The 22,134-nt window shown below is 71.9% G+C and carries 32 protein-coding genes; all 32 read left to right on the forward strand.

What is annotated here, in order from left to right; genetic code table 11:
* Positions 1-32 precede the first annotated feature (32 nt).
* The 32 genes from ACFF45_RS17760 to ACFF45_RS17915 all read left to right on the forward strand — a co-directional run bounded on the left by ACFF45_RS17760 (position 33) and on the right by ACFF45_RS17915 (position 22,134).
* Entirely contained in the window at positions 33-203 is a 171-nt protein-coding gene (locus tag ACFF45_RS17760) for a hypothetical protein (RefSeq protein ID WP_381347062.1), read from the forward strand.
* On the forward strand, positions 200-457 hold the full coding sequence (locus tag ACFF45_RS17765; protein WP_381347064.1) for a hypothetical protein: 258 nt from the start codon (positions 200-202) through the stop codon (positions 455-457). Before ACFF45_RS17760 ends, ACFF45_RS17765 begins: the two co-directional genes overlap by 4 nt.
* Positions 454-1,083, forward strand: coding sequence for a hypothetical protein (locus ACFF45_RS17770; RefSeq protein ID WP_381347066.1), 630 nt, complete (start codon positions 454-456; stop codon positions 1,081-1,083). Before ACFF45_RS17765 ends, ACFF45_RS17770 begins: the two co-directional genes overlap by 4 nt.
* A gap of 82 nt (positions 1,084-1,165) precedes the next feature.
* The gene (locus ACFF45_RS17775) at positions 1,166-1,333 is read left to right on the forward strand and encodes a hypothetical protein (protein ID WP_381347068.1); all 168 of its coding nucleotides are present in this window, start codon (positions 1,166-1,168) and stop codon (positions 1,331-1,333) included.
* A gap of 106 nt (positions 1,334-1,439) precedes the next feature.
* Positions 1,440-1,625: a hypothetical protein gene (locus ACFF45_RS17780; RefSeq protein WP_381347069.1), complete on the forward strand. Its 186-nt coding sequence runs from the start codon at positions 1,440-1,442 to the stop codon at positions 1,623-1,625.
* Positions 1,622-1,951, forward strand: a complete 330-nt coding sequence (locus tag ACFF45_RS17785; RefSeq protein WP_381347070.1) for a hypothetical protein — start codon at positions 1,622-1,624, stop codon at positions 1,949-1,951. The genes ACFF45_RS17780 and ACFF45_RS17785 overlap by 4 nt, the downstream gene beginning before the upstream one ends.
* The gene (locus tag ACFF45_RS17790) at positions 1,948-3,090 is read left to right on the forward strand and encodes a hypothetical protein (RefSeq protein ID WP_381347072.1); all 1,143 of its coding nucleotides are present in this window, start codon (positions 1,948-1,950) and stop codon (positions 3,088-3,090) included. Before ACFF45_RS17785 ends, ACFF45_RS17790 begins: the two co-directional genes overlap by 4 nt.
* Positions 3,090-3,236, forward strand: coding sequence for a hypothetical protein (locus ACFF45_RS17795; protein WP_381347074.1), 147 nt, complete (start codon positions 3,090-3,092; stop codon positions 3,234-3,236). The genes ACFF45_RS17790 and ACFF45_RS17795 overlap by 1 nt, the downstream gene beginning before the upstream one ends.
* A gap of 8 nt (positions 3,237-3,244) precedes the next feature.
* The gene (locus ACFF45_RS17800; protein WP_381347075.1) at positions 3,245-3,751 is read left to right on the forward strand and encodes a hypothetical protein; all 507 of its coding nucleotides are present in this window, start codon (positions 3,245-3,247) and stop codon (positions 3,749-3,751) included.
* The gene (locus tag ACFF45_RS17805) at positions 3,751-4,137 is read left to right on the forward strand and encodes a hypothetical protein (protein WP_381347077.1); all 387 of its coding nucleotides are present in this window, start codon (positions 3,751-3,753) and stop codon (positions 4,135-4,137) included. The genes ACFF45_RS17800 and ACFF45_RS17805 overlap by 1 nt, the downstream gene beginning before the upstream one ends.
* 203 nt (positions 4,138-4,340) lie before the next feature.
* The gene (locus ACFF45_RS17810; RefSeq protein WP_381347078.1) at positions 4,341-4,541 is read left to right on the forward strand and encodes a hypothetical protein; all 201 of its coding nucleotides are present in this window, start codon (positions 4,341-4,343) and stop codon (positions 4,539-4,541) included.
* Positions 4,542-4,661: 120 nt separating this feature from the next.
* Positions 4,662-4,892, forward strand: a complete 231-nt coding sequence (locus ACFF45_RS17815) for a hypothetical protein (protein WP_381347080.1) — start codon at positions 4,662-4,664, stop codon at positions 4,890-4,892.
* Positions 4,893-4,926: 34 nt separating this feature from the next.
* The gene (locus ACFF45_RS17820) at positions 4,927-5,085 is read left to right on the forward strand and encodes a hypothetical protein (protein WP_381347081.1); all 159 of its coding nucleotides are present in this window, start codon (positions 4,927-4,929) and stop codon (positions 5,083-5,085) included.
* A gap of 10 nt (positions 5,086-5,095) precedes the next feature.
* The gene (locus ACFF45_RS17825; protein WP_381347083.1) at positions 5,096-5,809 is read left to right on the forward strand and encodes an AAA family ATPase; all 714 of its coding nucleotides are present in this window, start codon (positions 5,096-5,098) and stop codon (positions 5,807-5,809) included.
* A 149-nt stretch (positions 5,810-5,958) separates the two neighbouring features.
* Positions 5,959-6,417 carry a phage terminase small subunit P27 family gene (locus tag ACFF45_RS17830; RefSeq protein WP_381347084.1) on the forward strand — a complete coding sequence of 153 codons (459 nt, stop codon included), beginning with the start codon at positions 5,959-5,961 and terminating at the stop codon, positions 6,415-6,417.
* The gene (locus ACFF45_RS17835) at positions 6,389-8,182 is read left to right on the forward strand and encodes a terminase large subunit (RefSeq protein WP_381347085.1); all 1,794 of its coding nucleotides are present in this window, start codon (positions 6,389-6,391) and stop codon (positions 8,180-8,182) included. The genes ACFF45_RS17830 and ACFF45_RS17835 overlap by 29 nt, the downstream gene beginning before the upstream one ends.
* A 16-nt stretch (positions 8,183-8,198) precedes the next feature.
* Complete coding sequence (locus ACFF45_RS17840) at positions 8,199-8,372, forward strand: hypothetical protein (RefSeq protein WP_381347087.1); 174 nt, start codon at positions 8,199-8,201, stop codon at positions 8,370-8,372.
* A 35-nt stretch (positions 8,373-8,407) separates the two neighbouring features.
* A complete protein-coding gene (locus ACFF45_RS17845) occupies positions 8,408-10,309 on the forward strand; it encodes a phage portal protein (protein ID WP_381347149.1) in 1,902 nt (633 codons plus the stop codon).
* A gap of 12 nt (positions 10,310-10,321) precedes the next feature.
* The gene (locus ACFF45_RS17850; protein WP_381347088.1) at positions 10,322-11,062 is read left to right on the forward strand and encodes an HK97 family phage prohead protease; all 741 of its coding nucleotides are present in this window, start codon (positions 10,322-10,324) and stop codon (positions 11,060-11,062) included.
* Between the two features lie 67 nt (positions 11,063-11,129).
* On the forward strand, positions 11,130-12,338 hold the full coding sequence (locus ACFF45_RS17855) for a phage major capsid protein (RefSeq protein ID WP_381347090.1): 1,209 nt from the start codon (positions 11,130-11,132) through the stop codon (positions 12,336-12,338).
* On the forward strand, positions 12,338-12,667 hold the full coding sequence (locus ACFF45_RS17860; protein ID WP_381347091.1) for a hypothetical protein: 330 nt from the start codon (positions 12,338-12,340) through the stop codon (positions 12,665-12,667). The genes ACFF45_RS17855 and ACFF45_RS17860 overlap by 1 nt, the downstream gene beginning before the upstream one ends.
* Positions 12,668-12,680: 13 nt before the next feature.
* Entirely contained in the window at positions 12,681-13,223 is a 543-nt protein-coding gene (locus ACFF45_RS17865) for a head-tail connector protein (RefSeq protein WP_381347092.1), read from the forward strand.
* 12 nt (positions 13,224-13,235) lie between these two features.
* Entirely contained in the window at positions 13,236-13,574 is a 339-nt protein-coding gene (locus ACFF45_RS17870) for a phage head completion protein (RefSeq protein WP_381347093.1), read from the forward strand.
* 9 nt (positions 13,575-13,583) lie between these two features.
* A complete protein-coding gene (locus tag ACFF45_RS17875) occupies positions 13,584-13,910 on the forward strand; it encodes a hypothetical protein (RefSeq protein ID WP_381347095.1) in 327 nt (108 codons plus the stop codon).
* A 3-nt stretch (positions 13,911-13,913) separates the two neighbouring features.
* Entirely contained in the window at positions 13,914-14,288 is a 375-nt protein-coding gene (locus ACFF45_RS17880) for an HK97-gp10 family putative phage morphogenesis protein (RefSeq protein WP_381347096.1), read from the forward strand.
* 4 nt (positions 14,289-14,292) lie between these two features.
* Positions 14,293-14,490 (forward strand): hypothetical protein, encoded by a 198-nt coding sequence (locus ACFF45_RS17885; protein ID WP_381347098.1) that lies wholly within the window; start codon positions 14,293-14,295, stop codon positions 14,488-14,490.
* Positions 14,487-14,888, forward strand: coding sequence for a DUF3168 domain-containing protein (locus ACFF45_RS17890; protein WP_381347099.1), 402 nt, complete (start codon positions 14,487-14,489; stop codon positions 14,886-14,888). The genes ACFF45_RS17885 and ACFF45_RS17890 overlap by 4 nt, the downstream gene beginning before the upstream one ends.
* 13 nt (positions 14,889-14,901) lie before the next feature.
* Positions 14,902-15,324, forward strand: a complete 423-nt coding sequence (locus ACFF45_RS17895; protein WP_381347101.1) for a phage tail tube protein — start codon at positions 14,902-14,904, stop codon at positions 15,322-15,324.
* 3 nt (positions 15,325-15,327) lie between these two features.
* Positions 15,328-15,693 carry a hypothetical protein gene (locus ACFF45_RS17900; RefSeq protein ID WP_381347103.1) on the forward strand — a complete coding sequence of 122 codons (366 nt, stop codon included), beginning with the start codon at positions 15,328-15,330 and terminating at the stop codon, positions 15,691-15,693.
* A 17-nt stretch (positions 15,694-15,710) separates the two neighbouring features.
* Positions 15,711-16,037, forward strand: a complete 327-nt coding sequence (locus ACFF45_RS17905; RefSeq protein ID WP_381347105.1) for a phage tail assembly protein T — start codon at positions 15,711-15,713, stop codon at positions 16,035-16,037.
* 40 nt (positions 16,038-16,077) lie between these two features.
* Entirely contained in the window at positions 16,078-18,204 is a 2,127-nt protein-coding gene (locus ACFF45_RS17910; RefSeq protein ID WP_381347106.1) for a phage tail protein, read from the forward strand.
* 9 nt (positions 18,205-18,213) lie between these two features.
* A complete protein-coding gene (locus ACFF45_RS17915; protein WP_381347108.1) occupies positions 18,214-22,134 on the forward strand; it encodes a hypothetical protein in 3,921 nt (1,306 codons plus the stop codon).

A 22,134-nucleotide genomic window follows, 5' to 3' on the forward strand; every position in this document is an offset into this window, starting at 1 on the left:
CCATCCCACCACACACGAAGGGCCAGACCCTCATGCCCGTCCGACCCCGCTGCCCCCGAGGCCACTTCCTCGCCCGCACCGGCACCTGCCGCTGCCTCCGCACCGACCCCCACACCACCACCCACACCGACCTTCAGGGGCAGGGCCGCCGCATCCGCTACCGCGACCTGGAGACCGTCCAGCTCGGCGGGGAGTACCTGTGACCCGCCACCCCCACACCGCCAGCACCATCACCGACGACGCCCTGGCCCAGCTGTACGACAACGCGAACAAGGGCTGGCGCCGCGGCGACCGCTGGAAGGAGCAGGCCACCGCCGCCGCGGCGGCCCGGGACGAGGTGCTGCGCATCGTCGCGGCCTGGTACGTGGACGTGAACGACGGCCTCGGCCGCGACGCGAGCGACCTCGTAGGCGACCTGGAGCGCGCCGGCCACCAGCTCCCGGAGGACGAGGGATGAGCGTCTGCGAGGTCTGCGGCGAGTCGGCGAACGGCTACCTGTGCCACCGGCACCGGGAGCAGCTCGCCGCGCGCCTGGCCGACCTGCCCGCCCTGTACGTCGAGGTCGGCGAGTGCCTGGTGCCCCGCCGCTCCAGCTGGGGCGAGATCGTCGCCACCCGAGGCGGAGCCGGGCCGTGCTCCCCGATCGACGAGGACGTCCTCGACACGGTGAACACCACCCGGGCCGCCGAGGTGATGCGGCTGTGGCGGGTGGACGTGCAGCGCGTGCGGTGGCCTCAGCACTCGCCGCCCCCGCCGCCGGCCGACCTCACCGCGGACTGCCGCTGGCTGGCGATGGAGCTGGACTGGATCGTCGACCACTACCCCGGCACCGGGGATCTGGCGCGCGAGGTGCGCGAGCTGGAGGGCCAGGCCCGGACGATCGTCGGCGACCCAGCGCCCCGCCCTCAGCGCCTCGGCACGTGCGTCGCCGTGACGGACGACGAGGGCACCGTGTGCGGGGCGGTCATCTCTCGCCTTCCGGGCCAGACGCGGCTGGTGTGCCGGTGGTGCGGGACGGAGTACGGGCCCCAGCTGTACCTGACGCTGGCGAACTTCCAACCCAAGAAGACCGCGTATCACTAACCCTCTTTCGCATAGGGGGGTTAGTGATACTCTCGGAGAGGTGGAAACGCCTCCCTGGCGGGACCGCCTCCACGCTGAGGACGTGCTGCTGGAACAGCTCGAATCTCAGCTGGAGCAGGCCCGCAGACGACGAGCCGAAGCCCTGAAGGAAGGGGCGGAAGAGCTCGGCAGCGTGTACGCGCTGGCGAAACAGCTGCACCTCAGCTGGACCGCCGTCGCCCACGCAATCAAGAAGTACACAACCGAATAAGCGAGGGCCGGACAGCAGCTCTCCACGGTGCTGGAACACCGAGGAGGCGCGCGCACCGCCCGACCCTCTGACCAGTTCCTACCTCACTCTCCCAGGAGGACCGGCCATGCCGGAGTCTATGCCCACCCGCGCGCCCGACGGCGCGCAGGCCGACCGCCTCGCCGAGCTGCACGCCCAGTGCCGCGCCGACTACGAGCAGGCCGCCGCCAACCGCGCGGCCGCCGCCGGCGCCGCCCGTGACCAGCTCGCCCTCGCCCGCGCGCACGCCGCCGAAGGCGGTGGCCGCCGATGAGCACCCACGACCTGCCCGAGCCGGTGCGTGGCCTGCTCGCCGCCGTCCTCGACGCCCTCGACATCCCGAACCCCGCCACCACCGGCGGCAGCGCGGCACACGGCCGCATCCTCAACACCCGCGTCACCCACGCGAAGATCGCGCTCCGCGACATCCTCGAAGAGCACGCCCCGCTCGGCATCGAGTGGACCACGAACTACCTCCGCGAGCGCCTCGCCGACACCCCGCCCGTCGGCTACGTCACCAGCGCGCAGGCCCAGGCCGCCCTCGACGCGGGCAAGACCTGGTCCGAGGCCGTCACCCTCCCCGGGGGTGACGACCAGTGACCACGCGCGAGCTCACCCGCGGGCAGGCCGTCGTCCTCGGCGCGGCCGCGGCCGCCATGGTCGCCGTCGGCGGCTTCGGCGCCTGGGGCACCTACACCAACGCCGTCGCCGAGTTCCACCGGCAGGCGACCGCGGCCGGCGTCGTCGCGGCGGGCGAGGGCCTGACCCTCATCCTCGCCATGGTGATGCTCGGCCGCACCATGCTCGGCATGTCCTCCCCGGGCGTCGTCCGGGCCGGGATGTGGCTGTCGCCGGTGTCCGCTAGCTGCATCGGCGTCACCATCGCCGGCAACGCCCGCGAGGCCGCGGTGTACGCGGTCACCCCGCTGGCCATGTCCGGCGCCGCCGAGGGCCTCGGGTTCATCGCCCGCAGCATCGTCGTGTACCGCACCGGCACCGACGCCGAGGTGATGCGCCGCAACGCGGACGCCGCCCGCCGGCTCGCCTTCCACCGCGCCGTCGCCCACGGGCACCCCGGCAAACTGCAGCGCCGACTGGCCGTGCGCCGCTACTGGGCCCTGGCGAAACACGTCGGTGTCGGCGACACCGAGCTCGGCGCCGGCCTGGTCGACGTCCAGCGCCACCGCGTCCGCGACGGCGCTGACGCGGCACTCGCCGACATGTACGGCGCCCCCGTCCCGGCGCCGGCCGTGCAGCCGCCGGCGCGGCCCCGGGCGGCCACCGCGACCGAGGCACTGCGCGAGCACTTCGCCGGGATGGACCCGGCGGATGCGATCCGCCTCGCCGCTGATGCGCGACCTGATGCGCCCCCGGCCGAACTGGCCACCCTGCTCAGCACCTACGGCCTGGCCGTCGACCCCGTCGCGGTCGCTCTGGTCCTCGGCCAGCGGCCCTCCGAGTACGAGGTGCATCGGGTGGATGCGCCCGCGCATCAGCAGGTCAGCGACCCCGTCACCGTCCTGGAGCCGGTCACGATGGAGGCCGCCGTCGTCGAGGCCGCATCCACCCTGGGCCCCGACGCCAAGGCCAAGCAGATCGTCGAGCACGTGGCCCGGCATCGGCGCCTGGTCGTCACCGAGCCCTACGTGCGCACCGCCCTCTCCAGAGCCGCGAAGAGGACCGGCCCGCCCCCGGCTGCATCACCTGGCACCGACCAGATGCGCGACGGCTACAACTGATGGCCCTCGCCGCGTTCTTCGCCGGATCGGCTCTGTTCGCCCTGTTCGGGCTGTGCGCCGTCGCGCTCCACGACGTCCCCCGCATCACCGGGACCGTCGCCTTCATCCTCACCCTGGCCGCGTTCAGCGTGGCCGTGCTCCGCTGAAGGACCCCATGACGTACGTGACCTACGGCGGCGTGACCGTCGGACTCATCATCCTCGCCCACCACCTCACCGTCTGGTGGCCCGGCCTGAAAGCCCTCCAGGCCAGCCCCGCCCACCACGCCGGCGCCCTGCTCCCGTTCCTGCTCGCCTGGTCGTACGGCGTCCTCACCATCCTCGGCATCGGCGGCCTGATCGGCTGGACCGCCCGCACCGCCCTGTGGATCTCCAACTGGCTCGGGGACGTCGCCCTCGTCTGGGGCGTCGGCGGGCAGACCGGGCAGCGCGCCAGCGCCGCCACCTACCTGCCCCTCACGCAGGCCGGTGGCGCGGTCGTGCTGATCCTGACTGCGGTCATGGTCGCCCTGGTGAAGAAGTCCCGCTACGGGTCGGACATCAAGCGCGGGGCGTGGTGCGGTATCTGCCTCGGCACCTCGGCCGGGATCGCCGGGTTCGCCGCGGCGCCGCTCGCCGTCGCCGTGAACTGGCTCGGCAACTCGGTCTACGGGGTCCTGTGATGGCCGCCCGGAAGCAACGCACGGCCGAGCCCCAGCCGGAGCCGGAGGAGCGCAGCGCGGCGGCCGGCGGGTGCGTCCTGGTCATGCTCGTCGGCGTCGCGGTCGCTGCCGCGTTCGCCGTCGACCACGCGGCGGGAGTCCTCACCGTGGTCGTCTCGGGCGCGGTCGCCCTGTGGCGCTCCGCGCGCCGCCCGGTGTCCGATTCGTCCGCCACTCCCCCACCGGGAGAGGGGCGCCCCTCGTGCAGCGAATGCGCAGGTCACGACTTCATCGGCGTAGCCCCTCTCACATCCCAGAAGGGGATGTTGATCTACAAGACGACACCCCCCGACCGCCCCAACCACACCCACATCCACCTCTCCGCAGGGGAGGTGACCGACCGATGATCCGCCGTCTGATCACCCGCATCCACGAGTACTGCGCCGAGTGCGGCTGGTGGGTGCAGAACTGCCCCCACCAGAACTGACCCGCCACTGTCAGACCCCCGCCGTACAGTCGCAGACACCACTATCCGCGTCTGCTGGCTGCACGCGTGGACCGGGCCCCGCCGCGCACCCGTCGCGGCGGGGCCCGCTGCATCATGGACCGTATGGAGCAGCAGCACATCCGGCCCGGCCACCTCACCGCCCACCAGACCGCCCGCCTGCTCGGCGTGGGACTGACCGGGCTGCGCAGCATCGTCCACCGCGGCCAGCTCACCCGCTCCGGCGGCACCGAGCGACAGCCCTGGTACGCCGCCGCAGACGTCGCCGCCCTCGCCGCCAAGCGCGCCGCACGGGATGCCGCTTGACCGCAGGTCAGGCCGAGTGCAACGATCTCCGTGTACAACTCTGCCCCGAGACGGGCACCACAGACACACCAGGCCCCGCCCACCAGCGGGGCCTTCGTCGTACCCGGAGGGCCACACAGGATGCCCAGTTTCGCCGTCATCACCACCGAGCCCGAGGACGTCTTTTACCCCGAGTACCACTGGCCGAAGGTCTACCGGTACCGCGCTGCCCCGGGCGGCGCCCGCGCCATGTGGAACCGGTACGCCAACAGCGCCAGCCGCGCCACGATCGGACTGGCCGTAGTCGTGGGCAAGTACGCCTACTGCCTCAAGTGGGCGCAGACGCGAGCCCGCCACCGCGACGGCTCGTAGTCCCTTCAGGCCTGTCCGACTCCTGGAGACGCCCATGCCCGACCGTACCGAGGCGCCCCGGAGCGCCACCGAGGCCGCCCACCTGCTCGCCAAGCAGGGCCAGCACGTCCACATGGTCAGCGACGGGCAGGGCGCCTGCCTGAAGGGGACATGCAACCTGCTGCCCGTCCTGCCGACACCCTCGGAGCCGTAGGAGGACGCGCATGCGGTCAACACCAGCGCATCGTTGCAAAGGCCGCCAGACGGCGGCCGAGTGGCGTTGGGTCTACAACGACCCGCGCTGGCCGCTCCTGCGCGACCAGGTCCTCTCCGAGGAAGCGTTCTGCAGGGCAGGCTGCAGCCGCCCGCCCACGGTCGTCGACCACATCCGCCCGCACCGCGGCAACGAGCAGCTCGCGTTCGACCGGGCCAACCTGCAGGCGATGTGCAAGCCCTGCCACGATGCCAAGACGGCCAGGGAGACAGGGTTCCTCGACGGCGGCCGGCGCCTCCAACGCACCGCCAAGGTCACCCTGGTCTGCGGGCCGCCCTGCTCGGGGAAGACCACGTGGGTGCGCGAGCACGCTGAGCCCGGCGACCTCGTCGTGGACTGGGACGCCCTGGCCGTCGCCCTCGGCTCCCCCCACGGCCACGACCACCCGGCCGCCCTGCGCCCCTTCATCGCCGAGGCCCGCGACGCCGTGACCGCCCGCCTGGAGCGCGCGCACAACCTGCGTGCCGCGTGGATCATCGCGACCGCGCCCCGCCAGGCGGACCGCGAGCGGCTGGCGCCCGGCGCCGATGTCGTCGTGCTGGCCGTCGGCGAGGACGAGTGCGTGCGCAGGGCTCGCCGCGACGGCCGACCCGGCGATACGATCGAGGCCATCGAGAGCTGGTGGCGTGTCTACCGAGCCGACCAGACCTCTCCGGCGACGTGATCGCACCCCGAGGGGGGTGTCGAATCTTCCCGCCGGGGAGGGTCCAGAACGCAGGCGGGGGCGGCGCGCGCGTGACCGCGAGTTTCGGCCGCATTTTTGAGGATCCTGTAACCGCCGCTCACATTCCGTGACATGCCCTGGGGGTGATCATGGGTAACCGTGGCCCGGTCGGCCAGCCCGACAATGTCCGCGCCCTGCGCGGCAACCCCGGCGGCCGGCCCGCACCGGCCCGCGTGACCGCCGCGCCCGGCGTGCCGGATGTCCCGGACTGGCTGGACGACGAAGCGCGCGCCGAGTGGGACCGGATCGTGCCCGACCTGGACCGGCTGGGGGTGCTGGCGAAGGTGGACCGGGCGGCCCTGTCGACGTACTGCGCGGCGTGGAGCAAGTTCGTGGCGGCTGAGCGGCTGCTGCAGGACGACGATCTGGTGGCCGAGCGGCGCGCGGGCAACGGCCCCGCGAAGAACCCGGGCTGGCAAATCTGGCGGGAGGCGGCGACGACGGTGGCGGCCCTGGCGAAGGAGCTGTTCATCACGCCGAACTCCCGCCTGCGCTCGGTGAAGCCGGAGGGTGACGACCATGACGAGGGGGACGGCATCCTCGACTAAGGGCCTGCGCGCCAGGCTCACCGCCGAGATCGACCAGGCCATTGCGGGCTGGGTCGACGAGGGACTGGTGCAGGGGACCGAGTGGCTCGCCGAGGGCCGCCGGCCGCTGCTCGTCACGCCGTTGCCCGCACAGCCCGGCACGTGGTTCGACCCGGACGCCGTGGTCCGGGTGCTGAAGTTCTTCAAGCTGCTGAAGCAGCTGATCGGCAGGCACGCGGGCCGAGAGTTCATCCTGCTGGACTGGCAGGTGCGCTACCTGATCGCGCCCGTCTTCGGGCTGAAGCGCGCCGACGGCTACCGGGTCATCCGAACCGTCTGGTTCGAGATCCCCCGCAAGAACGGCAAGAGCACGATCTGCAGCGGCCTCGGCCTGTACCTGTTCGCCGCGGACCGCGAGCCAGGCGCCGAGGTGTACGCCGCAGCCGGCGACCGCGAGCAGGCCAACATCGTCTTCCGCGCGGCCGCCAACATGGCCTCCGGATCACCACCGCTGAAGAAGAAGCTCGGGCGCCGGGGCATCCAGCGCAAGCTGCTGGAGCACCCAGTCACGCACAGCATTTTCCGGGCTCTGTCCTCGGAGGGGCTGCGCGCGCACGGCCTGAACGTGCACGGCGGCATCATCGACGAGGTCCACGTCCACAAGAACCCGGACGTGGTGGACGCCCTGGAGACCGGCACCGGCTCGCGCGACCAGCCGCTGATCGTGTTCATCACAACGGCGGACGACGGCGCCGAGACCGGCAGCATCTACGCGACGAAGCGTGAGGAGATCGAGGCCCTCGCCGGCGAGCACGCCGAGGACCCGACCGTGTGGGGCGTCGTGTTCGGCGCGGACGAGTCGGCCGAGGACTTCGACCCGTTCGACGAGGAGACGCTGCGCACCGCGAACCCGGGCTACGGGATCACTGTGCTCGCCGACTACCTGGCGGGGAAGGCCGCGCAGGCCCAGCGCTCGCCGCAGCAGCTCAACCGCTACCTGCGGCTGCACCTGAACGTGCGGACGAAGCAGACCACGCGCTGGCTGCGCATGGACGACTGGGACGCGTGCGCCCGGAGCAGCAGCGGCGTGCCCGTCTCGGTGGAGCTGGCGGACCTGGAGGGACGGCAGTGCTACGGCGGCCTCGACCTGTCATCCACCACGGACATGACGGCGTTTTCCCTCTGGTTCCCGCCTGAGGACCCGGACGACCCGGACGAGCCGCACATCTGGGTGCCGTTCTTCTGGTTGCCGGAGGACCGCGTGAAGGAGCTGGAGCGCCGCACGAAGGTGCCCCTGTCCCGGTGGGCGGAGACTGCCGCGCACGCCGGGCCCGCGCTACGGCTGACGGAGGGGAACGTCGTCGACTACCGCGCTGTGCGGGAGCTGATCACTGAGGATCTCGCGGAGCGGTTCGAGATCCTCGCCGTCGGCTACGACCGGTGGAACGCCACCGAGACCGTGAAGGAATTGGACGACGCGGGCCTGGCGATGGAGCAGGTGTCGCAGGGTTACGCCGGTCTGAACCAGCCGTGCCAGCAGCTGGAGCGGCTGGTGCTGTCCCAGCGGATCGCGCACGGCGGGCACCCGATCCTGCGCTGGCACATCGACTGTGTCGGGCTGAAGACCAACACGGACGGCTACGTGAAGCCGGTCAAGCCCGACCGGCAGACCAGCGCCAAGCGCATCGACGGCGTGGCCTCCGGCCTGAACGCGCTGGCGATGCACCTGGCGAGGGTCGAGCCGGAGGAAGAACCGGAGCCGAGCATCCGCGTCATCGGCGCCTGAGCGAAGGAGGAGCCGGATGGGCGAGTGGATGCCGTGGGTGTACGAACTGTGCGGCCTGGCCGCTGGAGCGGCTGGGCTGGTGCTGGTCGGGGCCGCCCTGGGCGGCGTCCTGGGCGCAGGGCTGGCGCTGCTTCCGGTCGCTGGCGTCCTGCTGGTGATGGGCAACATGACGACGGGGGGTGAACGCTGATGCCGCTCGCGCGCCATCTTCCCCTCGTGCGCACGATGCTGCGCCAGCAGGAGCGTAGCCGCCGCAAGAGTCTGCCTCCGCTGACCGGCACCCGGACCGCGGCCGACGTCACGGTCACCCCTGAACGTGCGCTGCAGCTGGCCGTCGTCTACTCGTGCGTGCGGCTGCTCGCCGAGACGGGCAGTATGCTGCCGACCGGCGTCTACCGCCGCGAGGGGGCCTCGCGCGTCCCGTTCGACGAACACCCGGCCTCACCACTGCTCACGTATCAGGCCAACCCCGGTCTGCCGTCGGGCGAGTTGTGGGCGCAGGTCCTGGGGTGGATGCTGCTGCGCGGCAACGCCGCCGTCTACATCGAGCGTTCTAACGGTGGCCAGCCGGTGGGGCTGTGGCCGATTGCGTGGACCAGCGTCGAGCCGCGGCGCGTGAAGGAGACCGGGGAGCTGGTCTACAAGATCACGCTGGAAGATGACGAGTGGGCGCCGATCCGTGAGGCCGACGGCCTGGTGCGCGCCGAGAATCTGCTGCACTTCCGCAGCTTCGGCATCGGCGGCGTCGAGGGTCTGTCACCGATCGGCATGGCCCGCCAGGCGGTCGGCACCGGGTACGCGGCGACCGCCTACATCGGCGGTTTCTTCGCCCGGGATGCCTCGCCGGGTGGCATGGTGTCGGTGCCGGGCAAGCTGACCGATGCCCAGTGGGAGCGGCTGAATCGCCAGTGGCTGGACCTGCACGAGGGGTTCGACAACTCCCACCGCCTCGGCGTCCTGGAGGGCGGCGCGAGCTGGCAGAAGACGACGCTGTCCCCGGCGGACGCCCAGTTCCTGGAGGTCTACAAGCTGACCAGGACGGAGATCGCGGGTATCTACGGCGTCCCTCCCCACATGGTCGGCGACGTGGACAAGAGCACGTCCTGGGGGTCGGGCATCGAGCAGCAGTCCCTCGGCTACGTCATCTACTCGTTGATGTCCTGGCTGACCCGGGTGGAGCGGACCGCGCGGCAGCTGTTCGGCGGCGACCCCGCGTTGTACATGAGGTTCAACCCGGACGCGCTGCTGCGCGGTGACACCGCCCAGCGGTTCGCTGGCTACGCGCAGGCCCGCCAGTGGGGATGGATGTCCGTCAACGAGATCCGGGCCAAGGAAGACCAGCCGCCGATCGAGGGCGGCGACGACTACCTGCAGCCGCTCAACATGGTGCCCGCCGGCAGTGCGGCCCCGGCCGAGCAGCGTGCCCTTCCCCGCCGCCCGCACGTGCGCGCGGACACCGCCGAGTCGCCGTCGCTGGAGGAGCTGCCCGCTTGGGTGCAGCGGCACCACGAGCAGATCGCCGAGTACTTCGCCGGGCAGGGCGAGCGGGTGGTGGCCGCGCTGGGCCTGCGGCCGGACGCGGCCGCCGAGGAGATCATCGACGAGGCGGCCGAGAACGAGGAGTTGACCGCAATCCTGCTGCAGCTCGCCCGCGGGCTGGTCGGCGAGGTCGGCGCGCAGACGGCGGCCACGCTGGGCGGAGCGTTCGCGGCCGAGCAGTCGCTGGCCGTGCTGGCAGCCGGGGCCGCGGCGACGGCGGCGAACATCAATGCCACCACCGTGCGGGAGCTGGCCCACCAGTTCACCGTCTCGAACGCGCCCCGGGACGTGCTGGACATGTTCGGCCGGATGACCGAGTCCCGCGCTCAGCAGCTCGCCCGAGCCCGGGTGAACTACCTATCCGCCTTCGGCGCGCACGAGGGAGCGAAGCAGGCCGGCGCCCGCACGAAGACGTGGAGGGTGTGGGACCCGAACCCGCGCCCGAGCCACGCCGAGGCCGACGGGCAGACCGTCGGCATGCGGGAGATGTTCACCATCGGCACCCACCAGGGGCGCTGGCCGCACGACTACCTGCTCGGCGTGGACGAGATCGCCGGGTGCACCTGCCGACTGCAATTCAACCTGTGAGGAGGCGCCGTCGTGCGCACACGCGAGGTGCGGGCCTTCCCGCTGCAGGACCTGCGCATCACCCGGGCCGACGAGAAGACCGGCCGCCTGGAGTTCCACGGCCGCAGCATCGTCTACAACGCGCTGTCGGAGGACATGGGCGGCTGGCGCGAGCGCATCATGCCCGGCGCCGCCACCCGCACGCTGGCCGGCGACCCGGACGTGCGGTTCCTCATCAACCACGACCCCAACCTGCTGCTGGCCCGCACCGCGTCCGGCACCGCCACCCTCAACGAGGTGCCCGACGAGGGCGTGGACGTCGATGCCCGCATGGCGGACGTCTCCTACGCCCGGGACCTGGCCGTGTCCCTGGAGCGAGGCGACATCAACCAGATGAGTTTCGGTTTCTGGATCACCGCCGACGGCTGGGCGGGCAACGTGCACGAGGTGTTCGGCGTCGACCTCGACGGCGGCGACGTGTCGGTGGTCACGTACCCGGCGTTCAGCCAGACCTCGGCGGAGCTGCGGTCGGCGGCCGCCCGGCAGCTGGGCGAGCCTCCCGTGCCTGAGCCTGCCCAGGTGACCCGGGCGCTGCAGGAACTGCGCGCGGGCAAGGTCCTGTCGGCGGCGAACCGGCAGCTGGTGCAGGACGCCCGCGACGCGCTGGACGCGCTGCTGGAGGCCGCCGACGCCCGCTCCCTGCCCGAGCCCGGCTATCCGGTCGAGCGGGCCCGGCACCGGCTGAACGAGCTGGAGATGCTCGCCCAGCTGTAACCCCCTGATCTGCCCGGCCGTCCGGCCCGGGACAGCACACCCCTTCACCCCTGTGAGGAGCACACCCATGCCCACCAGCGTGGAGCTGCGGCAGCAGCGGGCCGGCGTCGTTCAGTCGATGCGGGCCATCACCGAGACGGCCGAGGGCGAGAACCGCGGCCTGAACGCCGAGGAGCGCCAGTCCTACGACCGGCACGAGGAGGACTTCCGGTCGCTGACCGAGCGCATCGAGCGCCTGGAGGCCGAGGAGGAGCGGTCCGCGCAGATGGCCGAACCGATCCGCCGCGGCGCCGCCCGCCCCGACGACAGCACCCGCACCACCGACGAGCAGCGAGCCCAGGAGCGGCGGGCCGCGTTCTTCCAGGCCCTGCGCCGCGGCCTGCCGCGCATGGCGCCCGAGCAGCGCGCCCTGGTCGAGAACACCGCCGGCGAGATCCTCGTGCCCGAGGACCTGGAGACGGAGATCAACCGTTCCCTGCCGGAGCTGACGATCATGCGCGGGATCGCCTCGCAGCGCTCGACCAACTCCAACCGCATCCGCCGGCGGTCGCTGGCCGAGGTGGCCGTGGGCTGGGGCAAGCTGGAGACGAACGAGCAGACCCTGACCGACTCGATGCCGTCCACCCCGGACGAGGAGTACACCTACATCGAGGACCTCTACGGTCTGGCCAAGGTCGGCGAGGACGAGCTCGACGACGCCGACATCAACCTGGACGCGTTCATCCGCGACTCCTTCGCCCGCGCGTGCGCGGAGGCGGAGGACACCGCGTTCACCGTCGGCACCGGGCACGCCGCCCACCAGCCGGTCGGCTACATGACCTCAGGCGGCGGCGTGCCCACCGTCGCCGCAGCCGGGGCCACGGCCATCACGACCGACGACATGATGAAGCTGATCTACGCCACCCCGAAGCAGTACCGGCGTAACGGACGCTTCACCATCCCCTCCGGGACCGAACTGGCCATCGCCACGCTGAAGGACGCCGACGACCGATACCTGTGGCAGCCCAGCCTGCAGGCCGGCCGCCCCAACACCTTCCTCGGGTACCCGGTCGAGAACCAGGAGGACATCGCCGCCGTCGCCGCCTCCGCCCGGGTCGCCGCGTTCGGCGACTTCCAAGCCGGATACCGGATCTACGACCGGCAGGGCATGACCGTGAAGGTCCTCACCGAGCTCTACGCGGAGGACGGCATGATCGGCTGGAAGATCCGCAAGCGGGTCGGCGGCGACGTCATCCGCCCGCAGGCCCTGCGCATCCTGACGATGGCGGCCGCCTGATGGCCCGCCGCATCCGGATCACGTCGGCCACGTCCGTCTCCGACGGCGCGGGCAACCGTTACGGACACGGCCAGGCCGTCGAGGTCGACGACGAGCTGGCCGCCGCGTGGATCGCCGCCGGACACGCCGAGCCCGACACCGGCAAGCCCACCAGCGACGGCAAGGGCGCGGACAAGCCGGTCCGCCAGGCCGCCGACGGACGCCGCCGGGCCACCCGCCGCGCGCCCCGGGACACCTCGGCCAAGGCGGCCGGAGCGACCGACGCCGAGGCCGCCGCCGTCCGCGGCAACGACGACGACGGCAGCACCGGTTCGTCCGGCGACCAGTGACAGAGGTGGAGTCGTGGCATCACCCTGGGCCCTGCCGGAGGACCTGCGGCTCCACCTCCGGCTCGACTCCATCGACGCCGAGCAGGCCGCCGCGACGATCGCCGCAGCCGAAACCATCGTGCGCGCGGCTCTGCAGCAGACCATCGACGCCGTGGCCGCGGACAGCATCGGCCTGGCCGGCAACGGCCGGCGCATCATGAACCTGCCGGAGATGCCCGTCACCGCGGTCATCTCGGTGACCGTGGACGGGACCCTCCTCGACGCCGACGCCTGGCGGGTGAACCGGCACGGCATCCTCACCCGCCGGTACGGCTGCTGGCCGCTGGACGCGGACATCGGCGTCGTCTACGACCACGGCTATCCCATCGTGCCCGCACCGGTGAAGCAGGTGTGTGTGCAGGTGGCGGGCCGGGCCTGGGTCAACCCGCGGGGAATGGCGTCGGAATCGATCGGCGACTGGTCCGGCACCTGGGACAAGGCCCGGGCCGGGGACGCGTTGACCGACTACGAGATGGGTCTGCTGCAGCCCTACGCCCGCGGACCCGAGAGCCGATAGGGGGAGGTGGCCGTGAGCGTCGTGTCCCACCTGCTCAACACCACCGTGCCCGTCTGGCGGGCAACCACCGCGGACGACGGCGGCGGCGGGCAGGAGACCACCTGGCAGCAGGTCGGCACCCCGCGCGCCCGTATGTCGCAGCCGACCGCCCGCGAGCGGCAGGCCGCCGACCAGGCCGAGGCCCGCCTGGACGAGAGCTGGTACTTCCACCCGTCCGTCGATGTGCGCCGCGGCGACGAACTGCGCCCGCCCGGCCGCGTCGTCGAGGTGTTCGCCGTCTTCGAGCCGTCCGAGCCCGGCACCTACCTGCGGGCGGACTGCACCGTCCGCCAGCCCACCACCGGAAGCTGAGGAAATCCCATGGCCATCCTGTCCGCGCAGCGGCTGCCGCTCGGCGGCCTGCAAGCCACCTTCTCCAACGCCGCCTCCGGCGGCGACCAGGCGCCCGTCGGGGAGAAGCTGGTTCTCGTCGTCCGCAACGGCGACGCCACCTCCAAGACCGTCACCCTGACCACGCCGGGAACGGTCGGCGACCTCGCCGTCGCCGACGCCCAGCAGACCATCCCCGCCTCCGGCAGCGCGTTCATCCCCCTGAAAAGCGTGTTCCGTGACCCGGCCACCGGCCGCGCGAGCATCAGCTACAGCGCGGTCACCTCGGTCACCGTCGCCGTCCTGCAGCTTCCCTGACCGATGGCCCGCCGCTCCCGCCTGGACGGCCTGCGCGGCGCCCTGCGCGCCATCGAACGGATCCCGCAGGCCATGGACGCGGCCCGCACCGAGACGCTCAACGAGTGGGCCGACGCCGTGCAGAACACCGCCGAGGACCGCGTACCGCGCGACAAGGGCGACCTGTGGCAGGCCCTCGACCAGCGGGTCAACACCCACTTCGGCCGGGCCGAGGTCGGGGTGTGGGACCCCGACCAGCTGGAGTACGCGATGTATGTGGAAAAGGGCACCTCCAAGATGGGCGACCAGCCTTTCCTGGTGCCCGCGTTCAACGAGCACCGCCGACAGGTCACCCGCACCTACCGCGCCGCGTTCCGCCGGCACATGGGAGGGGGGTGAGGAAATGCCCGCTTCCCTGTCCCTGCCGGTCTACATGAGGCTCGGCAACCGCGGTACGGAGCAGCTGGTGGGGTACGTCAGCTGGGATCTCGACAAGGGCGAGGGGTCCGTGGACCTGTCCCGGCTCGACGAGGTCTACCCGCAGATGATGGACGACAGCCCCGAACTGCGAGAGGTCGGCATCGTGCGGGACGCGACGTGACGGCCGCCCTGTGGCCGCTGCAGCAGGCCGTCGTTCAGACGCTGCGCGCGCACGCCCCGCTCATGGCCCTGGTCTCCGGCGTCTTCGACGAGGTGCCGGAGAACACCCCTCACCCCTACGTCACGCTCGGCTCGATCACCGAGACCGTCGACGACGCCCACAACCAGCGGGGCCTTGAGGCCTCGGTGGTGCTGCACGTGTGGTCGAAGTACCGCGGCTACAAGGAAGCCTCGACCATCCTGGCCGCCCTCGATGCCGCCCTGGACCGCCAGCCCCTGGCGGTGGCCGGCTTCACCGACGTGTCCATCGCCCACGAGCAGCACACCCAGCTGCGCGATCCGGACCCCGACATCAGGCACATCAACGTCAGCTATCGCGTGTGGCTGACCCGAGAGTGAAGGAGTGCAGGCCATGGCTGGTCTGGACGCTTTCGGCACCCAGCTGCAGCGCGGTGACGGTGCCACCCCCGCCGAGACGTTCACGCCGATCGCGAACGTCACCGACATCACCCCGCCGGGCATCGAGCGCGAGACCCTCGACGTCACCGCCCACGACAGCGAGGACGCCTGGCGGGAGTTCATCGGCGGCCTCAAGGACGGCGGCGAGGTCGAGATCGAGCTCAACTACGACCCGCGCGAACACGACTCCCTGGTGTCCGACTTCGGCGACAAGAACCCCCGCAACTACAAGGTCGTGTGGCCGGACTCCCTCGGCGAGTGGGCGTTCAAGGCGATCCTGACCAACTTCGAGCCCGAGGCGCCGCACGACGACAAGCTCGCCGCCAGCGCCACCTTCAAGGTCAGCGGCAAGCCGACCATCACCACCGGAGCGTGACCCATGACCTACCTGTCCGCAGAGCAGATCCTGGGCGCCGACGACCTCACCTACGAGGACGTCGAGGTGCCCGAGTGGGGTGGCACCGTGCGGGTGCGGGAGATGCCCGGCACGGAGCGCGACAAGTTCGAGTCCCAATTCGTCGGCAAGGACGGCGCCAGCGTGCGCGCCGAGGGGCTGGAGGGGTTCCGGGCTCGGCTGGCCGCCGCGTGCATCGTGGACGCCGACGGCCGGCAGATGTTCCGGTCGGCCGCCGAGGTCAAGCGGCTGGGCGACAAGTCGTCCAAGGCGCTGCAGCGGGTCTGCGACGCCGCGATGCGCCTGTCGAAGATCAGCGACGAGGACGTCAAGGAGCTCGCGGGAAACTGAGGGCGCGGCCGGCCCGGATGTTCTACTTCCGGCTGGCCGCGCACCTCGGCGGTATGACCGTGCGCGAGCTGCTGGCCCGCACCTCGTCCAGCGAGCTCGCCGAGTGGCGCGCGTTCGAGATGCTCACCGGCCCGCTCGGCCCGGCCCGCGGCGATGTCCAGGCCGCGCTCGTCGCGTCCGTCGTCGCCGGCGTCCACCGCTCCAAGGGGGCGCCCCCGAAGGTCTCCGACTTCATGCCGCGCTGGGACCGCCAGCGCGTGCGCAAGAGCCCGGAGGAGCTGTTCCGGATGGCGCAGCAGGCGAACGCCGCACTCGGCGGCCGCTTCAACACCACAACCGCATAGTGATCTGAGGGGGTGATGGCCGGTGGCCACGCTCGCCTCGATGACGGTCCGCCTGGGCATCGACACCGACGCCCTGCGCGAGGGCGCCGACCGCGCCAAGAACGTCCTGGGCGGCCTGGGCAAGGCTGTGGCCGGGCTCGGTGTCGGTGTCCCCGCCGCCGCGGCTGTGGCGGCCGGTGTGGGCGGCATGGCCGCCGCGTTCGCCTCCGCGGGCGTCGCGGCGAAGGCGTTCCAGCTGGCGGTCGGGCCGCAGATGGAGTCTGTGGCCGAGGTCGCCGACCTGGCAGCCGAGGCGGAGAAAGCGGCCGCGGAGGGCGCCGAGGACGCCGCGGAGAAGCAGCAGGCCTACAACGACGCCCTGGCCCGGCTGCCCAAGAGCACGCAGGCCATGGCGAAGGAGTTCGTCGGGCTGAAGAAGGACTACAGCGAGTGGTCCGACAGCCTGTCGGACACCACCATGCCCATCTTCACCAAGGGCCTGGAGGTCGCCCGGCGGCTGCTGCCGTTGCTGACGCCGTTCGTGCAGGAGTCGGCGAAGGCGTTCGGCTGGCTGGTCGACGAGATCGACCGGGGCACCCAGGGCAAGGGCATCGAAGCGTTCGCCGCGTCGATGGCGAAGACGGGCGGGCAGAACCTCAAGAGCTTCCTGGCCGGGCTGAAGAACATCGCCGTCGGTATCGGTGGGGTTATCCGGGCGTTCCTGCCGCTGTCGACCACGATGTCCGGCGGGTTCGAGGAGTCCACCGCGGCGTTCGCCCGGTGGGGGCAGAGCCTGCACCAGTCTGAGGGCTTCGCTGAGTTCGTCGCTCTGGCCCGGCAGGGCGCGCAGACCCTGGGCACGCTCGCGAAGACGGCGCTGGTGCTGGTGCAGGCCTTCGCCCCGCTGATCGGTGTCACGGCGGTGATCGCCGTGCACCTGGCCGAGGTCATCAACGCGATGCCGCCGCAGACGGTGCAGGCCCTGGCCTACGCCATCCTCGGCGCGGTCGTCGCGCTCAAGGCGTTCCGGGCGGCGTCGTCGGCGGTGGACACCGCCACCGAGATGATGGACTCCCGCCTCGGGCAGGCCGCCCGCCGGTGGGCGTCGACCGCGGCGACCAGCATCAGGTCGGGTGCGCGGATCGCGGCGTCGGCGGTGGCGAACGCCGCGCGCACGGCGGGCGCGTGGGCGGCCGCGGCCGCGCGGGCGACCGCCACGTGGCTGGCCACCATGATCCGGGTGGCTGCGGTGACCGTGGCACGGTTCGCGATGATGGCCGGCCGGGCGATCGCGTGGGCGGCGGTGATGGCCGCGCAGTGGCTGGTCGCGTTCTGGCCGATCGCCCTGGTCATCGCCGCGGTGGCCGGGCTGGTCGCGCTGGTCGTCATCTACTGGGACGAGATCAAGGCCGCCACGCTGGCCGCCTGGGACTGGGTCGTCGACAAGCTGCGGGCGGCCGCGGCCGCCAGCCTGGTCGCGATTGGCTACCTCGCGCAGATCCCGGGCTGGGTCCGCGGCTGGTTCAACCAGGCCAAGGACTGGGCCATCGACAGGGCCGTCGCGCTGGTGACGTGGGTGCGGGGCCTGCCCGGCCGTCTGTCGGCCGCGCTGTCGACAATGCTTGGCGTCCTGCGCCAGCGCGCCACCACCGCGTTCCAGGCCCTGCGGGACGCCGGCGTGCAGCGCGCGCTGACGCTGGTGACGTGGCTGCGGGGACTGCCCGGGCGGATCGCCAGCGCGATCGGCTCCCTGGGCGGGCTGCTGGTCGGCAAGGGCCGCGATGTGGTGATCGGCCTGTGGAACGGCATCCGCAGCATGGGCGGCTGGCTGCGCTCCCAGCTGATCAGCTTCGCCAAGGGCATGATCCCCGGCCCGATCGCCAAGGCCCTGGGCATCGCCAGCCCGTCGAAGCTGATGGCCGACGCGATCGGCCGGTGGATCCCGCCCGGCATCGTCGAGGGCGCCGAGGACGAAGTGCCCGCCATGAACCGGGCCCTGTCCGGCATGGTCGACGTGCCCGGCCTGACCACCGTCAACCGCGCCCGCTCCCGCGCGGCCGCGAGCGCGGCAGGGCCTTTGACCATCCGCTGGCACAACGGCGGCGGCGACGCGTTCATGGACTGGCTGCAGCGGCAGATCCGCATCGACTACGGCGGCGACGTCACCAACCTGAACACGACACGATAGGAGGGGCACGTGGTCGCCTGGCCGTTCACCCTGACCGGGGAAATCCTCGTCGACGAATCCTGGCAGCCGGTGAAGATGCGGCAGGACCCGGCCGTCACCGTCATCCGCGGACTGACCGCCGAATCCACCCAGGCCCAGCCGACCCGCGCGGAGATCACCCTCGACAACACCTCAAGGGACTACTCGCTGCGCAACCCGGCCGGCGCCCTGTACGGCAAGGTGGGCCCGTACACGCCGTTCCGGCTGCGCGTCGCCGACCTCCCGGCGGCCCCGGTGCCGGAGGTCACCGACGTCTTCGCCCGCACGGTCGCGAACGGCTGGGGCACGTCCACCTCCGGTGACGACTGGGTCATCTACGACCCGGCGGGCATCTCCCCTCCGGCCGCGGACTACTCCGTCAGCGCCGGCACCGGCCGCCTGAACCTCACCACGGCCAACTCCAGCCGCTACATCCGCTGCGAGGACGTGACGATGGCCGACGTGGACGCCACGTTCACGGTGTCCACCAGCCAGCGGGCCCGCTCCGACAACGCCGAGCAGGGCGTGTTCGCGTCCCTGATCACGCGGGTGGAGCCGGTCAGCCACGACTTCTACGCCTTCAACATCGGATTCCGCGCCGACACCGGCCTGCCCGGCAACGAGGGCCTGCGGCTCGCGGTGAACATCACCAAGATCGTGGACGCCACGGTCACGGCCTTGAACGTGCAGGTCTCCCCGCGCGGCCTGACCTACCTGCCCGGCGTCCCGGTGCGGGTGCGGGTGCAGTGCGCCGGCCCCCACCTGCGGATGCGGGTGTGGGCCGACGGCCAGCCCGAGCCCGAGGTGTGGCACTCGCAGGCCTGGGACGACACGATCCGCGCCGCCGGGCAGGTCGGATTCCGCGCCTTCTACTCGGCGCCCGCCACCACCGTCCCGTTCCTGGTGCACTTCGGTGACCTGACCGTGGCCGCCCCGGCCGCCGACACCGGAGTGATCCGGCTGCTCGGCGAGGTCGCGGCGTGGGAGCCGCACCGCGACCGCAGCGGCGCCGACCAGAGAACCGTCATCGAGCCCGCCGGACTGCTGCGCCGCCTCAGCACCGGCCAGCCCGTCCTCAAGAGCCTGCTGCGCCGCCGGATCCCGACCCTGTACCCGCTGGCCTACTGGCCCATGGAGGAGGGCGTGCAGGGCAACACCCAGGTCGCTGACGCCACCCTCACCGGCCGGGCGGGCGTGCTGCGCGTGTCCGGCCTGGACTTCGGCCAGGACGACACCCTGCTCGGCTCCGCGCCGCTGCCGCAGCTGCGCGCCGGCGCCGCCCTGTCCTCGCAGATCCTGTCCAGGGAGAGCACCGGCTACTGGTCGGTCAGCATGCTGATCCGGCTCACCACCGAATCCTTCCCCACCGGCAGCAGTGAGCACCGGCTGCTGCGGTTCCAGACCACCGGCTCCACCGCGGCGACGTGGAACCTGTCCGTGCAGCTGGACGCCGGCAGCCACCGCATGCGGCTGCGCGTCTACGACTCCGACGGCGCCGAGCTCGCCACCCTCACCACCACCCACGAAGCGGCCGAGACCAGCGGCGACCCGGCCGCCACCGGGTTCCTCGACGGCTGGCGGCACATCCGGGTCCGCGTCGCCGAGAACGGCAGCGGCGGCCTGGACTACGGCTTCGAGTGGCGCGACCAGGACGACCGCAACTGGGGCAACAGCGCCACCCTCGCCTCCACCAGCGCGGGCCGCGTGACCCGCATCAACACCGGGTTCAGCTCCAGCCTCAAGGGCATGTCGATCGGCCACCTGTCGGTGTGGGGCGTGCGCTTCACCAGCGCCTACTACCACACCGGCACCGAAGCGTTCGGCGGCGCGTCCTCGATGGCCGGCCAGCCCGGTCTGCCCGCGCGGGCGTTCCTCGACCGGCTGACCGCGCAGGAAGACGTCGCCCTGGAGATCGTGGGGCAGGGCACGCACGCGCTCGGCCCGTACCCGGCCGGCACCGTCCTGGACCTCGCCCAGCAGGCCGCCGACACGGAGATGGGGCTGCTCACCGACGCCCGACACAAGCTGTCGCTGACGTACCGGGCCCGCGACACCCTCTACAACCGCAGCCCCGACCTGGTCCTGGACTTCTCCCAGGGCCAGGTGTTCGACCCGTTCCAGCCCGTCGACGACGACAAGGACGCCCGCAACCAGATCACCGTCTCCCGCCGGGACGGCTCGGAAGCGACCGCCGAGCTGGCCACCGGACGGCTGTCCGTCGCGCCGCCACCGGACGGCATGGGCCCGGTCCCCACCTCGGTGGAAACCATCGTCGAGAACGACGACCAGCTGCCCGGGCAGGCCGCCTGGCGGCTGCACGTCGCCACGATCGACCGCATGCGCGTCACCCAGCTCACCCTGGAGATGGCCAACCCCCGCATGCACGCCCTCATCGACCAGGTCCTCAAGCTGGACGTCGGCTCGCGCATCCTCATCACCAACACCCCCCACGAGTACACCCCGGACGGGTTCGACCTGCTCGTCCTCGGCTACCGCGAGACCTTCGCCACCGGACAGTGGCGCATCACCTTCACCTGCCAGCCCTACGACCCGTGGTCAGTCGGCGCGGTGGCCATCTCAGAGGACTTCAGCGACTCCACCTACGCGTTCCCGATCGCTGCCGGCGGGAACCTGCCGTGGACCCGCTCGCAGGCCCACTACAACAGCGGCACCTGGTCACTGCGCTCGGGAGCGATCACCAACAACCAGACGTCGGACGCGATCGTGACTATTCCGGCCGGGGCCACGGCGCTGACGTTCTGGTACTGGACCAGCTCGGAAGCCTCCGGACCGGGATTCGAGGGCGACCGGCTGCTCGTCCTCGTCGACGGCGTCCAGGTGCTCCGCGCACAGGGCACCACCCCGTGGACACAGACCACCATCGACGTCACCGGCAAGACCTCGATCACCTTCCGGTACGCCAAGGACAACAGCAGCGCGTCCGGCGAGGATGCCGTCTACATCGACGACTTGCTGTTCACCGGGCGGGCGCCGATGCGGGTCGATGCCAACGAGGGCGGCACCACCCTCGCTCTGGCGGCCAGCACCACCGCGACACAGATGCTCGTCCACACCGCCGCCCGCACCGCGCTCCCGCCCACACCGTGGATCACCTCCGCCGGCCCGGGCCCCAACTACCCGGAGGACTTCCCGCTGGACATCCAGCTCGGCGGGGAAGTCGCCCGGCTCACGGGCTGCACACCGGCCGCCTGGGACACCTTCACCCGCACGGTGGCCAACTCCTGGGGGACCGCGGACGCAGGCCTGCCCTGGGTGGACGCCGGCGGGGCGGCCTCGGACCGGTCCGTCAACGGCTCCGCCGGCGTCATCACCCTCGCCTCGGCCAAGGACACCCCCAGGTTCGAGCGGATCGTCGCCAACATCACCGACTGCGAGGTGACCGTCAGGCTCAGCGTGGACCAGGTCGCGACCATCGCCTCACTGACACCGGCGATCCTCCTGCGCTACACCGACACCTCCAACTACTACCGGGCCCGCCTGCACTTCGGGGTGACGGGGTCGATGTACGCGTCCGTCACCCGGGACGCCACCGAGGTCGGCGGCAGCCCGCTCCTGCCCTACACGTACACCGCCGGCCAGTGGTTCTGGGTCCGCGCCCGCCTGACCGGACACCGGGTGCAGATGCGGGTCTGGCCCGACGGGCAGGCCGAACCCGGCGGATGGCACCGCGACGTCACCATCACCACCAGCCCGATCGCCTCCGGACAGGTCGGGCTCGCCGGGTCGGCACTCGCCACGAACACCAACACCAACCCCCAGCTGCGGTTCGACGACTTCCGGATCGTCACGCCGCAGCTGATGACCGTGCAGCGGTCCCGCAACGGCGTCGTCAAATCGCACCCGGTCGGCGCCGAGGTGCGCGTCCACCAGCCCGCCGTCATCGCCCTGTAG

This window comes from Streptomyces cinereospinus (assembly GCF_042430725.1).
In the GTDB taxonomy this organism is placed as follows: domain Bacteria; phylum Actinomycetota; class Actinomycetes; order Streptomycetales; family Streptomycetaceae; genus Streptomyces; species Streptomyces cinereospinus.

Coding starts and splice junctions, on each gene's coding strand:
- ACFF45_RS17760 (WP_381347062.1), top strand. CDS start 33: ATGCCCGTCCGACCCCGCTGCCCCCGAGGCCACTTCCTCGCCCGCACC.
- ACFF45_RS17770 (WP_381347066.1), top strand. CDS start 454: ATGAGCGTCTGCGAGGTCTGCGGCGAGTCGGCGAACGGCTACCTGTGC.
- ACFF45_RS17780 (WP_381347069.1), top strand. CDS start 1,440: ATGCCGGAGTCTATGCCCACCCGCGCGCCCGACGGCGCGCAGGCCGAC.
- ACFF45_RS17785 (WP_381347070.1), top strand. CDS start 1,622: ATGAGCACCCACGACCTGCCCGAGCCGGTGCGTGGCCTGCTCGCCGCC.
- ACFF45_RS17795 (WP_381347074.1), top strand. CDS start 3,090: ATGGCCCTCGCCGCGTTCTTCGCCGGATCGGCTCTGTTCGCCCTGTTC.
- ACFF45_RS17800 (WP_381347075.1), top strand. CDS start 3,245: ATGACGTACGTGACCTACGGCGGCGTGACCGTCGGACTCATCATCCTC.
- ACFF45_RS17805 (WP_381347077.1), top strand. CDS start 3,751: ATGGCCGCCCGGAAGCAACGCACGGCCGAGCCCCAGCCGGAGCCGGAG.
- ACFF45_RS17810 (WP_381347078.1), top strand. CDS start 4,341: ATGGAGCAGCAGCACATCCGGCCCGGCCACCTCACCGCCCACCAGACC.
- ACFF45_RS17815 (WP_381347080.1), top strand. CDS start 4,662: ATGCCCAGTTTCGCCGTCATCACCACCGAGCCCGAGGACGTCTTTTAC.
- ACFF45_RS17820 (WP_381347081.1), top strand. CDS start 4,927: ATGCCCGACCGTACCGAGGCGCCCCGGAGCGCCACCGAGGCCGCCCAC.
- ACFF45_RS17825 (WP_381347083.1), top strand. CDS start 5,096: ATGCGGTCAACACCAGCGCATCGTTGCAAAGGCCGCCAGACGGCGGCC.
- ACFF45_RS17830 (WP_381347084.1), top strand. CDS start 5,959: ATGGGTAACCGTGGCCCGGTCGGCCAGCCCGACAATGTCCGCGCCCTG.
- ACFF45_RS17835 (WP_381347085.1), top strand. CDS start 6,389: ATGACGAGGGGGACGGCATCCTCGACTAAGGGCCTGCGCGCCAGGCTC.
- ACFF45_RS17840 (WP_381347087.1), top strand. CDS start 8,199: ATGGGCGAGTGGATGCCGTGGGTGTACGAACTGTGCGGCCTGGCCGCT.
- ACFF45_RS17845 (WP_381347149.1), top strand. CDS start 8,408: ATGCTGCGCCAGCAGGAGCGTAGCCGCCGCAAGAGTCTGCCTCCGCTG.
- ACFF45_RS17855 (WP_381347090.1), top strand. CDS start 11,130: ATGCCCACCAGCGTGGAGCTGCGGCAGCAGCGGGCCGGCGTCGTTCAG.
- ACFF45_RS17860 (WP_381347091.1), top strand. CDS start 12,338: ATGGCCCGCCGCATCCGGATCACGTCGGCCACGTCCGTCTCCGACGGC.
- ACFF45_RS17875 (WP_381347095.1), top strand. CDS start 13,584: ATGGCCATCCTGTCCGCGCAGCGGCTGCCGCTCGGCGGCCTGCAAGCC.
- ACFF45_RS17880 (WP_381347096.1), top strand. CDS start 13,914: ATGGCCCGCCGCTCCCGCCTGGACGGCCTGCGCGGCGCCCTGCGCGCC.
- ACFF45_RS17885 (WP_381347098.1), top strand. CDS start 14,293: ATGCCCGCTTCCCTGTCCCTGCCGGTCTACATGAGGCTCGGCAACCGC.
- ACFF45_RS17895 (WP_381347101.1), top strand. CDS start 14,902: ATGGCTGGTCTGGACGCTTTCGGCACCCAGCTGCAGCGCGGTGACGGT.
- ACFF45_RS17900 (WP_381347103.1), top strand. CDS start 15,328: ATGACCTACCTGTCCGCAGAGCAGATCCTGGGCGCCGACGACCTCACC.
- ACFF45_RS17905 (WP_381347105.1), top strand. CDS start 15,711: ATGTTCTACTTCCGGCTGGCCGCGCACCTCGGCGGTATGACCGTGCGC.
- ACFF45_RS17910 (WP_381347106.1), top strand. CDS start 16,078: ATGACGGTCCGCCTGGGCATCGACACCGACGCCCTGCGCGAGGGCGCC.